Origin of the sequence: Thermobifida fusca NBRC 14071 = JCM 3263, from assembly GCF_001592045.1 — a bacterium.
GTDB classification, from domain to species: domain Bacteria; phylum Actinomycetota; class Actinomycetes; order Streptosporangiales; family Streptosporangiaceae; genus Thermobifida; species Thermobifida fusca.
On record NZ_BCWB01000020.1, the window covers coordinates 1 to 14,073 of the forward strand.

8 protein-coding genes are annotated in these 14,073 nt (G+C 68.3%); 3 read left to right on the forward strand and 5 right to left on the reverse strand.

The features are described 5' to 3' along the window. A partial coding sequence (locus tag TF1_RS04345; protein ID WP_174522679.1) for a glycoside hydrolase family 3 N-terminal domain-containing protein occupies positions 1 to 1,638 on the reverse strand: 1,638 nt, incomplete at its 3' end. A gap of 32 nt (positions 1,639 to 1,670) precedes the next feature. Further along, complete coding sequence (locus tag TF1_RS04350; RefSeq protein ID WP_011292034.1) at positions 1,671 to 2,921, reverse strand: ROK family protein; 1,251 nt, start codon at positions 2,919 to 2,921, stop codon at positions 1,671 to 1,673. 165 nt (positions 2,922 to 3,086) lie between these two features. On the opposite strand from TF1_RS04350, the gene TF1_RS04355 reads away from it, so the two are divergent. From TF1_RS04355 to TF1_RS04365, 3 genes are read left to right on the forward strand one after another with little or no spacing between them, the layout of a single operon-like run. Then, positions 3,087 to 4,760, forward strand: coding sequence for an extracellular solute-binding protein (locus tag TF1_RS04355; protein WP_061783666.1), 1,674 nt, complete (start codon positions 3,087 to 3,089; stop codon positions 4,758 to 4,760). 4 nt (positions 4,761 to 4,764) lie between these two features. After that, the gene (locus tag TF1_RS04360) at positions 4,765 to 5,790 is read left to right on the forward strand and encodes an ABC transporter permease (protein WP_011292036.1); all 1,026 of its coding nucleotides are present in this window, start codon (positions 4,765 to 4,767) and stop codon (positions 5,788 to 5,790) included. Continuing rightward, on the forward strand, positions 5,787 to 6,698 hold the full coding sequence (locus tag TF1_RS04365) for a carbohydrate ABC transporter permease (RefSeq protein ID WP_011292037.1): 912 nt from the start codon (positions 5,787 to 5,789) through the stop codon (positions 6,696 to 6,698). The genes TF1_RS04360 and TF1_RS04365 overlap by 4 nt, the downstream gene beginning before the upstream one ends. A gap of 643 nt (positions 6,699 to 7,341) precedes the next feature. On the opposite strand, the gene TF1_RS04370 is transcribed toward TF1_RS04365, so the two are convergent. The 3 genes from TF1_RS04370 to TF1_RS04380 form a co-directional block, all read right to left on the reverse strand. Continuing rightward, complete coding sequence (locus TF1_RS04370; protein ID WP_011292038.1) at positions 7,342 to 10,119, reverse strand: cellulose binding domain-containing protein; 2,778 nt, start codon at positions 10,117 to 10,119, stop codon at positions 7,342 to 7,344. Positions 10,120 to 10,185: 66 nt separating this feature from the next. Beyond that, on the reverse strand, positions 10,186 to 12,483 hold the full coding sequence (gene yicI / locus TF1_RS04375; RefSeq protein WP_011292039.1) for an alpha-xylosidase: 2,298 nt from the start codon (positions 12,481 to 12,483) through the stop codon (positions 10,186 to 10,188). Positions 12,484 to 12,694: 211 nt separating this feature from the next. Further along, a partial coding sequence (locus TF1_RS04380; protein ID WP_340147989.1) for a glycosyl hydrolase family 95 catalytic domain-containing protein occupies positions 12,695 to 14,073 on the reverse strand: 1,379 nt, incomplete at its 5' end.

The following is a 14,073-nucleotide window of genomic DNA, read 5'->3' on the forward strand; positions in this document are numbered from 1 at the left end:
TTCGGCGGTGGCGGCGATGGCGGCGGCTTCGGTGGCGCCGGAGCGGAGGGTGTCGATGGCGAAGACGGCGGCGCTGTCGGCGTCCGGGGTGAGGGTGACGGTGTTGTTGTCGCCGACGGCGACGTAGCGGCCGGTGGCGATGTGTTGCAGGACGCCGGTGCCGTTGGGGTCGGGTTGCCAGCGGAAGGTTTGGCGGACTTCCCAGCCGTTGGGCCCGGGCTGGTCGTTGGTGAGGTGGCCGTTTTCGTCTTCGGAGACGTAGCGGCCGTTGACGACGGCGCGGAGGGCCCAGGCGCCGCCCCAGTCGAAGAGGTCGAAGGCGGCGGATTCGGCGACGGGGCCGAAGCCGGGGGCGGGGGTGATGGTCATGGGGGTGCCGTCGGCGCTGGCGGTGAGGTAGCCCTCGTTGGTGCGGAGCGCGATGCGGTCGACGCCTTCGCAGAACACGGTTTCGGTGCGTTCGGCGAGGCCGGCGCGGGCGGTGATGGCGTAGGGGAGGGTGCCGCTGTACCAGTCTTCCATGAGGGTGTCGGCGAGTTGGCCGATGACGGCGATGCGGCGGGGGTCGCGGAGGGGGAGGATGCCGTCGTTTTTGAGGAGGACGATGGAGCGGCGGGCTGCGGTGCGGGCGAGGGCTTGGTGGGCGGGGCTGTTGACGGTGTCGGGGTCGACGCGGCGGAGGGGTTCGGGGTCGAATTCGCCGAGGCGGACGCGGACCGACAGGATGTGGGTGGCTGCGCGGTCGAGGTCTTCTTCGGTGATGAGGCCGCGGTCGAGGGCGTCGCGGAGGTGGGCGAGAGTGGCTTCGGCGCGGTCGTCGTCTTGGGTGAAGCTGTCGATTCCGGCGCGGAGGGCGTGCGCGTAGGCGGTGGCGTGGTCGTCGTAGTAGTGCTGGGGGTCGACGAGGTTGCCGGGGGCCATGGCGTCGCTGACGACCATGAGTTCGTCGGGGGCGGCGGCGCGGAGGACGTCGTTGATGAGTGGGCTGAGGTGGGCGGGGCGGCCGTTGACGAGGTTGTAGGAGGGCATGACGGCGACTGCGACGCCTTCGCGGAGGGCGGGGAGGAAGGCGGGGAGTTCGTATTCGTGGAGGACGCGTGGGGGGAGGTGGCTGGAGCTGGTGCAGCGGTCGGTTTCGTTGTTGTAGGCGAGGAAGTGTTTGAGGGTGGGGGCGGTGTCCATGCGGTGGGGGTGGGGTCCGGCGAGGCCGCGGGCGTAGGCGACGGCCATGACTCCGGTGAGCCAGGGGTCTTCGGAGTAGCCTTCTTCGTTTCGGCCCCAGCGGGGGTCGCGGAGAGGGTTGACGACGGGGGCCCAGACGTTGCGGCCGACAGTGGCGGGGTTTTTGGTGTGGAAGACGAGGACTTCGGCGGCGGTGGCTGCGCCGACTTGTTGGACGAGGTCGGGGTCCCAGGTGCTGGCGAGGCCGATGGCTTGGGGGAAGACGGTGGCTGGTCCGTGCCAGGCGAGGCCGTGGAGTGCTTCGGTTCCGGTGCGGAAAGATGCGATACCGAGTCGGGGGATGGGGCGTTGGTATTGGTGGAGGAGGCCGATTTTTTCTTCGGTGGTGAGTCGGGCTAGGAGGTCGCGGACGCGTTCGTGTGGGGGCAGGGTGGGGTCGCGGAAGGGTTCGGTCACGGTGTGTCCCTGTCTGGTTGGTGGTCTGCGGGTTATCGGGGTGCTCGGGCGGCGGCGGCAAGGGCGCGAGCGGGGGTGGTGTTGTCGGGGAGGCGTCCTTGTTCGACTGCGTCGAGGACTCGGGCTGCGGCACCGAGGGCGGGGGCGTCCAGGCTGAGGGTGGAGGCCACCGCGATGGGTTCGTCGGCGGGGATGCCGCGGGTGTCGAGGAGGTCGTTGACGACGGGGAGCAGCCAGGGGGCGAGTTCGGCGTAGTAGCCGCCGAGGATGACGCGGGCGGGGTCGAGGACGCTGACGAGGGTGAAGATTCCGGTGGCGAGGTCTTTGGCTGCGTCGTGGAGGCGGGTGAGGGTGGTGGGGTCTCCGGCGCGAGCGCGGGCGACGATTTCGTCGATGCGGAGTTCGATTTCGGCGAGGGAGAGGTGTTCGTCGTCGCGGGTGTCGTCGGGGAGGACGCGGCGGGCGATGGCGGTGATGGAGGCGACGGTTTCGAGGGGTGCGGTTCCGCCGGGGGCGGGGACGGGGATGTGTCCGGCTTCGCCGCTGTAGCCGGAGTGGCCGCGGCGGAGGGAGCCGTCGACGAGGAGTCCGGCGCCGAGGCTGGTGCCGCCGGTGAGGTAGACGAGGTCGCGGGTGCCGGCGTGTTCTCCGAAGCGGTGTTCGGCGAGGACGGCGTAGTTGGCGTCGTTGCCGATTTCGACGGGGAATCCGGGGCCGCGGAGTGCGTCGACGAGTTCGGCGGCGAAGTCGACGTTACGCCAGTTGAGGGAGGGGACGAGGCGGGCTCGGCCGTCGGGGTCGACGAGTCCGGGGAGGGCGACGCCGAGGCCGAGGACTTGGCGGCCGTCGTGTTCGATGCGGGTGACGACGCGGCGGATGAGTGCGGTGACGGCGGTGACGGTGCGGGCGGGTGAGACGGTGTTGCCGGGGAAGGCGCGCCGCCAGGAGAGGACGGGGCGGCCGGCGAGGTCGACGGCGACGGCGGTGAGGTAGTCGGCGTTGACTTCGATGCCGATGGCGGCGCTGGAGGCACCGTCGAGGGCGAGCATGATGGCGGGGCGGCCGACACGGTTTTCGGTGGTGCCGGTTTCTCGGAGGAGGCGGCGGCGCAGGAGTTCGGAGACGAGGCTGGAGACGGTGGTTTTGTTGAGTCCGGTGGCGGCGGCGATGTCGGCGCGGGAGCAGGGGCCCTGCTCGCGGACGCAGCGGAGCACCACTGCGAGGTTGGTGGCGCGGACGTCGCCCACTTCTGCTTTGTTGGGGTCTCTGGTCCTGCCGATCACTGCGTGTCCCGTCTCCGTTTCGTAGCGCTTCGGTTGCGGATCTTGTGGTCCGCATCACCCGAGAGTAATTTGTTTGTCTAAAACCCGAACTAATTCTATACGCGGCTACGTCAAGACTCCAGAGAGTCATCGCAGACCCCTAGCTCCCCTCGTGAAGGGACGACGATGAGACACTCCCACCCCTCCCCCGGCCACGGGCCGAGCCGGCGCCGCTTCCTCGGGTTGACCGGTGCTGCTGCCGCACTCGTGGCGGGCAGCGGCCTGCTGTCGGCCTGCGCCCCCAAGGGGCCGCGTCCCGGCAGCAGCGGTTCCGCGGCCAACCTCGACAAACTGGACGCGCTCGTCCCCGACTACATTCCGTTCCTAGCGGTGGAGCCCGACATTCCCGGCACGCACGGGGCCCCGCCCGGTTTCACCTCCTACCCCACCGAGCTGGTGCAGGCGGTGGACGGCACCCCCGGCAAGGGCGGCAGCTACAAGGCGATGGCCCCGCTGTGGGGGCCTATCCCGCCGGGGTTGGGAGAGAACTCTTTCTACGACTTCGTCAACAGCAAACTGGGGACCACGATCGACTTCCAGTTCCAGGACGGCAACACGATCATCGACAAGATGAACGCTGTGATCGCTGCTGGGGACGTCGTCGACATCACGATGATCCCCGACTGGGCGATCAACCTCATCCCCGACTTCAACGAGGCTGCGCCCCAGCTTTTCGAAGACCTCACCCCGTACCTGGCCGGATCAGCGGTGGAACCGTATCCGATGCTGGCAAGCCTGCCCACCAACGCGTGGAAGTGGGGGGTGTTCAGCGACCGGCTCTACGGGGTGCCGTGGCCCACCGATCCGCTGTCGGAGTGGATCTTCTACCGCAAGGACCTGTTCGACAAGCACGGCTGGGGTCTGCCCACCACTGCTGAGGAGCTGTTCGAACTCGGTGAGGAGATCAACGACCCGCGCAACAACCGGTGGGCGTTCGGCGACTTCTACCGGGTGGCCCGCCAGATTTTCCGGGCGCCGCGGGAGTGGCGGTATGAGGACGGAAAACTTGTCCACCGCTATGAGACTCCCGAGTTCGAGGAGGCTGTGGCGTTCATGCGCCGCGTCTACGACGCTGGGCTCGTCCACCCGGATATCGCGGCGGGGACCGGAGCGAACTCCAAGGAGCTGTTCAACAGCGGCAAGATCGTCATCACCCAGGACGGGTTTGGCGCGTGGACCGAGGCCTACCAGGCGATCCTGCCGCAGAACCCCGACTTCCGTATGGACTTGGTGCCGGTGTTCGCGCACGACGGCGGCACCCCGTCCCTGCACGGCAACGACCCGTCCAGCCAGAGCGTGTTCATCAAGAAGGGCTTGGGCGAGGAGAAGGTGACCGAGATCCTCGCGGTGCTCAACTACTGTGCGGCCCCGTTCGGCACGGTCGAGTACATGGTGTACCGCTACGGCGAGGAGGGGCGGCACTACGAGCTGAACGACGACGGTGCCCCCGAGCTGACCGAGCTCGGGCAGAAAGAAGTGTCCAACGGCTACCTGTTCATCAGCGGCCGCAACAACGCGATCGCGGAAAGCGAGTACCCGGACTACGTGGAGTCTTTCACTGCCTGGTTCAACGAGGCCGCGCAGTACACCGAGGAGAACCCGTTCGAGGGGATCCGGATCCAGCGGCCGTCGGCGTATGTCAGTGCTGAGCAGCCCACGGAAGACAAGATCACGGACATTCTGCGGGGCCGCCGCGAGGTGAGTGAGCTCAGCGAGGTCGTCGCCCAGTGGCGGCGGGACGGCGGTGATGCGGCACGCGACTTCTACGGCGACGTCCTCGCCGAGCACGGCCGTGCTTGACCGGATGCTCCGGCCCCGCTCTGCGGTGCGCGCGGCTGCCCCCGATACTGCAGCAGCGCCTCAGGGGGCCGCGCGCACCCCGCGGGACAGCCGGAAGACGAAGCACCGTCCTGCCGCTAAACCGCTCCGGGCCCGGTTGCGCCAGGACTGGCAGTTGCTGTTGATGACCGTGCCCGCGTTGGGGCTGCTGCTGGTCTTCCACTACATCCCGACGCTGGGCAACATCATCGCGTTTCAGGACTACTCCCCTTACCGGGGGATCTGGGACAGTCCTTTTGTCGGTTTCGACAACTTCTACTGGCTGCTGACCGACCCGGCGTTTTGGGACGCGACCCTGAACACGCTCACCATCACCGCGTTCCAGTTGGTGTTCTACTTTCCCGTGCCGATCGCGTTGGCGATCCTGTTGGACAGTGTGCTCTCCCCGCGGATCCGCATGCTGCTGCAGACCGTGGTGTACATGCCGCACTTCTTCTCCTGGGTGCTGGTCATCACACTGTTCCAGCAGATCATCGGCGGTGCCGGGCTGATTTCGCAGATGCTGCGGCAGCACGGCTATGAAGGGTTGGACATTATGACCAACCCGGACACGTTCCTGCTGCTGGTCACCGCTGAGGTGGTGTGGAAGGACGCGGGCTGGGGGATGATCGTGTTCCTCGCCGCGCTAGCCGCGATCGACCAGAACCTGTATGAGGCTGCGGCCGTGGACGGGGCGAGCCGGTGGCGGCGGTTGTGGCACATCACCCTGCCGGGGCTGCGCCCGGTCATTGTGCTCCTGCTCATCTTGCGGCTCGGGGACGCCCTCAACGTGGGGTTCGAACAGTTCTTCTTGCAGCGTGACGCGGTGGGGCAGCAGGCCGCGGAGGTGCTCGACACGTTCATCTACTGGCAGACCCTGGCGGTGGGTGAGTGGAGCTACGGCGCGGCTGCGGGCCTGGTCAAAGGCGTTGTCGGCCTGGTGCTGATCTTGGTGGCGAACAAGGTCGCCCACATGCTGGGTGAGAACGGAATCTACCGGCGGACATCATGACGACACTGACACGGCAGCGCCCGGTGTGGGCTGAGACCCCTTCCCTGGTGGAGCGGATCGCTAAGGCGCTGGTGCTTACCGGGATTGCCTTAGCGGTGCTGTTCCCCATCTATGTGGTGGTGTTGACCAGTTTTTCGCCTGCTTCGGCGATCAACGAGGCGGGCGGCCTGGTGGTGATCCCCCGCGGGTTTTCCTTAGCCGCCTATGCGGAGCTGTTCGCGGGCGGCGTGGTGACGCGGGCGGTGGCGGTCAGTGTAGGGGTGACCGTGGTCGGGACCGCGATCAGTTTGAGCGCGACGATCCTGGCCGCCTACGGGTTGTCGCGGCCCGGGTCGCTGCTGCACCGGCCGTTGCTGTTCCTGGTTTTGCTGACGTTCCTGTTCAGCCCGGGCATGATCCCCAGTTATCTGCTGGTCAGCTCTTTGGGGTTGATCGACAGCTACTGGGCGCTCATCCTGCCGACTGCGATCAACGCGTTCAACCTAGTGGTGATGCGCGCGTTCTTCATGAACTTGCCGAGCGAGATCGCGGACAGCGCCCGGGTGGACGGGGCCAGCGAGTGGACGATCCTCACCCGGCTGGTGCTCCCCATGTCCAAGGGTGTGGTGGCGGTGGTCGGACTGTTTTACGCGGTCGGCTACTGGAACGCGTTCTTCAACGCGATCCTCTACATCAACGACAACGCTAAGTGGCCGCTGCAACTGGTGTTGCGCCAGTACGTGCAGCAGGGGCAGAACATTAGCGTGGGTGCGTTGGCGGACGCCTCCCAGACGGCGAGCACCCTGCCGCCGAGTCTCGCCTTGCAGATGGCGATTGTGGTGATCGCGCTGGTGCCGGTGCTGGTGCTGTACCCGTTTGTGCAGCGCCATTTCACCAAGGGTGTGATCATCGGCGCGGTGAAGGGGTGAGAGACAGGCCGTGCTCGTCTTCGGGGCTGCGGGCACGGCCTCATGTTTGTGTGTGACTGGACTCGGCGGGCGCCGTGCGAGTCTTTTTTACTGGTTTGGTGGGGGCGTGCCGGGTTCTCCGGCCTTTCTCGTCGCGGGTGTCTCCTCTGGCCGCCGGTGGTGCGTGGTGCGAGCGGCCCGGCCTGGAGTGGTCTGCTGGTGGTTGGTATTCGGAGGCCTTGCGTAGGCTCTTCCCTCCCCTGCCGTAGGTCGGAAGGCCGTCCGCTGGGGCCGCGCGGCCGCTTCCCTGTTTGGGTGAGGCTGGCGGGGTGTGGGCCGAGCTCAGATGCCGCGGGTTTCCGCATGGCTAAGGGCTGTGTCCTGGTTCGTTCTTGTGTGTGCCGGAGGCAGGGGGCACACAGTCCTGGCCGGGCGGGTGCCCGGGTGAAGCCTTCGGGTATGGGATGCCCTGCAGGAGGCCCGAGTGCGGAAAAAGCCCTCGTGCGGACGGGGCACGAGGGCTTTGCAATAACCGGGTGCTCGACTAGTGGTGTCGCGCGCCCGGTCGGCAGCGGCCCGGGCGCTGCCGTGGTGGCGCCAGGCGGGGACTGCGCAACCGGGGTTTCCACGGTGTGGCGTCCGGGCCGCTGGTCTCAGGGCTGACCTAGCCGGCTGCCGAACACGGGGTCCCGTTGAGGGTGAACTCGGTCGGCTTGCTGCCGGGGGCAGGCGAGCCGAGGAATCCGAAGCTCGCAGTGCCGCCGGGGGCGATGGTGCTGTTCCATCCCGCGTCGCGGGCGGTCACCTTGGCTCCCGACTGGGTGAGCTGGGTGTTCCATGCCTGGGTGATCTGCTGGTTGTCGGGGAAGGTCCACGTCAGCTCCCAGCCGTTGATCGGCGTGTCGCCGGTGTTGGTGATGGTCACCTCGCCTTGGAAGCCGCCGCCCCACTCGTTGAGGACCTGGTAGGAGACAGCGCAGGCGGCGTCACCGGGCGGCTCCTCCGTTGGCGGAGTGGACGGTTCCTCCGTGGGCTCCTCGGTGGGTTCTTCCGTGGGCGGGGTGGAGGGTTCTTCTGTCGGCTCCTCGGTGGGCTGCGGTGGCGGCCCGTCCAGGTCGCCGACGATGACGCCGCGGCCGTTGGTGCCGATGTAGACGCGGCCGTAGACGTCGGGGTCGCCGGTGATGGCCGCACCGGTCCAGGCCCACTGGTGCTGGTCGTCGTTGATCCGGACCCAGGTCGTGCCTGCGTCGTCGGAGCGGAAGATGCCGCGCACCCCGTTGATCTTCGACGAGGTGTAGACAGCGGGGTAGCTGCGGCCGGGGGCGGGTTTGCCGAATCCGACGACGTCGCCTTCGTCCACGGCGGTGATCCGGGTGAAGGTGGCCCCGGAGTCGGTGGAGCGCCACATGCCGTAGGTGCTGTTGGTTTCCCCGCCTGCCAGCCAGATGTCGCCTTCGTGGCCGGGGACGGCCGCAAAACGGATGTTGCCCTTCGTGGGCAGGCCGGCGGCGGAGGATTTCGTGAAGGTGGCACCGCCGTCGGTGCTGGTGTAGAACGTGCCGTTGGCGAAGGCGTAGAACTTGTCCGGGTTGACCCGGTCGGCTTCCACGCGGGCCCCGGCGGGGACTCCCTGGGACGGGGTCCACGAAGAGCCGAGGGTGGTGGAGTAGTGCACGCCAGTGCCGTCGGGGCTCCACACGATGCGCGACCCGTCGGCGTTGACCGCGACGGTGCCAGCGCCGGTGACTCCGGAGGGTTCCTGTCCGGCCCACCAGTGTGATCCGCCGCTGGTGGAGATGCCGATGTGGGAGTCGACTTCCCCGTCGACCGCTTCCCCTACCCGGGCCATGACGCTCGGGTTGAGTTCTGCGAAGTCGATGCTGCGGGTGTTGCCGTGGAAGGGCGAGTCGAACATGGCGTCGGGGACGACGGTGATGTCGTCGTGGACGAAACCGCCGATGTCGCCGAGGGCGGAGACCAGTTCGGTGTCGCCGGGCGGGGCGATGAGGTCCTGGACCGCGGTTTCTTCAATACCTTGAGCGCGGACCTTGATGTCGATCTTCTTGCCTTCGTCCCAGTTGGTGAGGTTGTCGCTGCCGTAGATGGTGGCTCCGGTGCCGTACAGCATGCGGTCGGAGTTGAACGGGTCGATTTCGAAGGCCTGGGTCATCCAACCGAGCTTGGGGCTGACTTCGGGCGGGTTGTCCTGCCGGTTGAAGTCCAGCCACGGGGCCGCGGAGATGTCGTGGTTGTAGCGCAGGGTGCGGTCGGGGTATCCGCTGAACTCCCAGATGCGGCTCCAGGTTTCTCCGCGGTCGGTGGAACGCCAGATTTGGATGTCGGGCCACCACAGGATCTGGCTGACCACCATGATCGTGTCCGGGTTCTGCCGGTCAATGGTCAGGCCGCTGAAACCGTATTCGAAGCCGTCGGGATCGGCGGGGGTGATGTCGGTCCAGGTGCCGGTCGTGGTGTCGTAGCGCCACACTTCACCGTCGGATCCGTCGTAAGGGCCGCCGGTGTCGCTGGTGGCGATGTAGAGCAGTCCGTTGACGTGGTCGAAGACGCCTTTTTGCGCGAGGAAGCCGGTGGGCTGTCCGGGGATGCGCTCCCAGGTCTGGCCGCCGTCGGTGGAGCGGTAGACGGTGTTCTGCTTGTCGGCCACCCCGACGTAGATGTCTTTGGTGACGTGGCCGGGCGAGGAGCTGGTGGGGTCGAAGACGACCCAGACGACGCCCTGGTTGTCTCCCAGGTATCCGCCGACGTCGGAGGGGTCGGCGACGTAGTTTCCGGGGTTGGGGAAGCTGGTGACTTTCTGCCAGGTCTTGCCGTAGTCGGTGCTCTTCCACAGGCCGTGGCCGCTGGGTGCGCCCAGGTAGAGCACGCTGTTGTCGTTGGGGTCGATGGCGAGCCGCTCCCCCATGCCGCGGCCGGGCATGTTGCCGCCGAGTTTGAACGGTAGTTCAGTGGTTTCCCAGGTTTCTCCGCGGTCGGTGGAGCGTTTGATCGCGCCGTTGTTGGGGTCCCAGTCGTTGGTGTAAGTGCCGACGGCCGCATACACGCGGTCGGGGTCGACCGGGTCGGTAGCGATGCTGACGACGCCGCTGTGTCCCCAGTCGTCCCAGCCGACGTGGTCGAGCAGGGGGATCCACCGTTCGGTGGCGGGGTCCCACCGGTAGGCGCCGCCGATGTCGGTGCGCGCGTAGATCAGGTCCGGTTCGCTCTGGTTGAAGACGATGCCGGGGACGAAGCCGCCGCCGACGATTTCGACGTTGCGCCAGGTGTAGCCGGTGGTGGCGGAGGCGGGGGCGGCAGCGGAGTGGACGAGGCCGACTGCGGCCACGGTTGCGGCGGCCGCGATGCAGGTGAGTGCACGGGCGATGATGCCGCGTCTGCGGGGGGTGGGCGGGGGTGGTGTTCGCTGTGCTGTTGCTGTCACGTCATGCTCCTGATGTGGGGGTGGAGCCTGCCCGGGGCGGTCCCGGGCGGAGGGGTGGTGGCCCTGTTACCGGTGCAGTTCCACGTGTGTGGGCGGGGTGAGCCCGTGGACGGGAACGATGTCGACACCGGTGATGGGGGCCGGGCCGTCCACGGTGACGCGGAGGGTGTCGCCTTCGCGGACGGCGGTGACGACGGTGTCGCCGTCGACGTCGGTGAGGACGGTGCGCCGCCCCTGACCGCCCCAACTGACGAGGGTGATCGGGGGGAATGGGCCGTCGGGGATGGTGGTGGTTGCTTCCACTACCGGGATGAGGGCGCCCAACCGCACGAAGAGCGGGAAGCGGTTGAGCGGGCTGTGGAGTTTCACGGTGCGGCCGCCGTCGTGGAGGCGTCCGCTCCAGTAGTCGACCCAGTGGCCGGGCGGCAGGTAGACGTTGCGGATGCCTTCCGGCCCGCAGACGGGGGCGACGAGCAGGTCAGGGCCGAGGAGGTATTCCAGTTCGGCCTGCCAGGCCAGCGGGTCGTCCGGGTAGTCGACGCACAGGGCGCGCATGAGCGGTGTTCCGGTGCGTGCGGCGACGGCGGCGGCCGAGTACAGGTAGGGCATGAGCCGGTAGCGCAGGTGGAGGGCTTCGCGGGCGGCGTCTTCTGCTTCGGGGGCGAACCGCCAGGGTTCTCGGGTGGTGGTGCCGTGGAAGCGGACGAGGGGGGAGAACGCGCCGAATTGGGCCCAGCGGGCGTAGAGGACGGTGTCGGGGGTGCCGTTGAATCCTCCGGCGTCGTGGCTCCAGAAGGGGACGCCGCTGAGTCCGTGGCTGAGTCCGCCGCGCAGGGTGGCGGCCATGGCGGGGAAGGTGCATTGGCTGTCGCCGCTCCATTGGGCGGAGTGGCGTTGCCCGCCGAGGTAGGAGGAGCGGGCCCAGACCAGGTCGTATCCCTTGACGTCGCGGGTGACTTGGGCGACGGCGTCGTTGAACAGCAGGGTGTAGACGTTGTGCAGGTCGGTGCCGGTCATGCCGTTGGCGGCGACGGCGTCGGCGGGGACGCCTTCCCCGAAGTCGGTTTTGAAGACGGCGACGCCTTGCTGCAGGAGGGTGCGGAGCCGGGCGGTGTACCACTCGGTGGCTTCAGGGTTGGTGAAGTCGACGATGCCGACGGGCGGGTGGGAGCCGTGCCAGGCGTCGGCGAGGTAGACCTCGCCGGTGGTGCGGCGGAGGAAGTATCCGTGTTTGGCGGCTTTTTCGAAGTGGGGGCTGAGGTGGGAGATGTAGGGGTTGATCCACAGGCAGACGCGGAAGCCGAGGTCGGCGAGGTCGGCGAGCATCTGTTCGGGGTTGGGGAAGGCGTTGCGGTCCCAGTCCAGGTCGGACCAGTGTCCTTCGGCTTGCCAGTAGCAGTCGAGGTGGAGGACGTCGCAGGGGATGCCGCGTTCGCGGATGGTGCGGGCGCGTTCCATGACCCGCTGTTGGGTGTCGTGGATGAATCCGGAGGAGATCCAGGTGCCGAACGCCCATTTGGGGGGTAGGGCGGGGCGGCAGGTGAGCTGGTTGTAGCGGTCGAGGATGTCGCGTGGGCTGGGGCCGGCGATGACGTGGTAGTCGAGGATGTCGTCGGGGACGAGGAGTTGCACGCTGCTGTGCGTGGACTGTCCCATGTCGAATTCGGCGGGGCTGCCGGTGTGGAGGAGGAGGCCGTAGCCGCGGCTGGAGATGTAGAGCGGAACGTTTTTGTAGGCGCGGTCGGATTCGGCGCCGAAGGCGTCGAAGTTCCACATGCGGACGCGGCGGCCGCGCAGGTCGAAGGGGGTGAAGCGTTCTCCGAGGCCGCCGAGGCGTTCGTCGCTGGCGAGGGTGAAGGAGTCGTGGTAGGCGGTGACGCCGTCGACGGTGCTGCGGCCGAAGGGGAGGGTGCGGCAGCGTCCGCTGATGTCGACGTGGCCGCGGTCTTGTTCGGTGAGGAGGCGGCCGGTGTCGTCGGTGAAGCGCAGGTGCCAGGGGTCGAGGGTGAGGTGGGCGTGGAGTGGTCCGCTAGCGATGACGATGTGGTCGTCGTTGATGGTGACGTCGGCGGTGGCGTCGGGGTGGGGGTGGACCATGGTGAGGGCGCGTGTTGCGCGGGGGGCGGCGTCGGGTTGGGCGCTGAGGCGGACGCGGATGACGCCGGGTGCGGAGGCGGTGATGCTGGCGGTGAGGGTTTCGCCCGTGGTGGTGGCGGCCTTGAGGTGGATTCCCTGGTCGGTGATGTCGAGGAGGTCGGCTCGGGTGACGGTGCCGGGACTGCTGTGCCCGGGTGCGGGGACGGGCAGTTCCGGTGGGTCGGCGACGAAGCGCTCGTGGGGGACCATGGGGGGCCGGTAGAGCATGCGGGCTCCTTGCGAGGGCACGGACGTCACTCTCGATTAGTTTGGCTTCAAAACGAACAAAAATCAACGCTCCGTATGAAGGAGACCACGCACCGATAGGTGTGCGGGAGGGTCGCTGCGGGCCAAGGCGGTTCCTCGGCGTGTGCCACGTCGTGCTGTCTGGGCTGGGCGGGTGTGGGCGCGGCTCCCCGGGCCGGGGAGCCGGTTCTGGTCACTGGTGCAGGGTGAGGGGTGCGGTCACGTCCACTGCCTGGTCCGGGTCCAGGGTGACGACCCGGGTGGCGCCGTCGGGGAGTCCGATGCGTACTCGGGTGGTGTGGCGGGCGCGCAGGCGGGCGCGCATCCGGGTGGGGGTCCATTCCAGGTGGTCGACGAGCACGCCGCCGCGGCCGCACAGTCCGCGGGCTTCCCCTTCAGGCCAGGCTGGGGGAAGCGCGGGGAGCAGGTCGCAGCGGCCTTCGCGGGAGCGCAGCAGCATGGCGGCCACGACCGCGGGGAAGCCGCCGCAGATGTCGGTGTTGAACAGCGCTCCCCTGTTGTGGGTGGAGACCAGGGTGGGCCGCCAGTAGCGGGTGGCCATGAGTTCCAGCGTGGTGGCGGCCTCGGTGGCCAGGCCCAGGTTGGCGGCGGCAAGGCCGAGTTGGACGAGTCCGAACGCCATCTCGTCGGACGCTGCGGAGCGCCACCAGGCGAGGCGGGCGCGGATGGCGCGGACGGCGGCGGCGCGCAGCGTCGGGTCGGCGAAGGCGGGGTCGCCTTCGTACCAGAACGGGAAGAGGTGGGAGGCGTGGCGGTGGGTGTGGCGGTCGGTCTGGTCGAGGGGGCCGGCTGGGGTCGCCCATTCGGCGAGTTCGCCGGTGGGAGCGATGCGGTAGCGGGGCAGGCGGGCGCCGAGCTCGGCCCAGCGGCGGGCTCCGGGCAGGTCGAGGATGCGGTGGGCGCGGAGCAGGTTGCGGACCAGGTCGCGGACAGCGGCGAGGTCCATGGTGGCGTTGGCGCAGGCCTGGGAGTCGGAGTCGGCGGGGGTGTTCTCGGGTGAATAGGAGGGGACGAATCCGTCGTCGGTGAGGAAGTCTTCGTAGAACGCGGCGGCGTGGTGCAGGAACGGGAGGGCGCGTTCGCGGAGGAAGCCGGGGTCGCGGGTGTAGCTGTAGTGGTCCCAGTACAGGCGGGCGAGCCAGGCTGCGCCGGCGGTCCACAGGGTGAGGCACCATTCGGGGCCGAAGTGGTTGTGGCGGCCGTGGGTGGAGGCGTGCGGGGGGACCAGGATTCCGCGGCAGCCGTAGAGGCGTTGGGCGTTGTGGGTGAAGTCGTCGAGGAGTGTGTCGACGAGGTCGAAGACCGGGAGCATGAGTTCCGGGGTGCCGAGGGGGTGGAGGGCGGCGACGGCGGAGGCGAGGTTGCCGTCGAAGGTGTAGCCGGAGCTCCACGGCGGACTGTAGGTGCCGCTCCACACGCCTTGCAGGGTGGGGGGCAGTTCTCCGATGGCGCACACGGTGGCGTAGCGGCCCGCCTCCACGAGGCGTTCCATGAGGTGCGGGGTGGGGCCTTGGGCGAGGAGGGCTTCCCCAGGGAGGGGGTCGGGGTGGG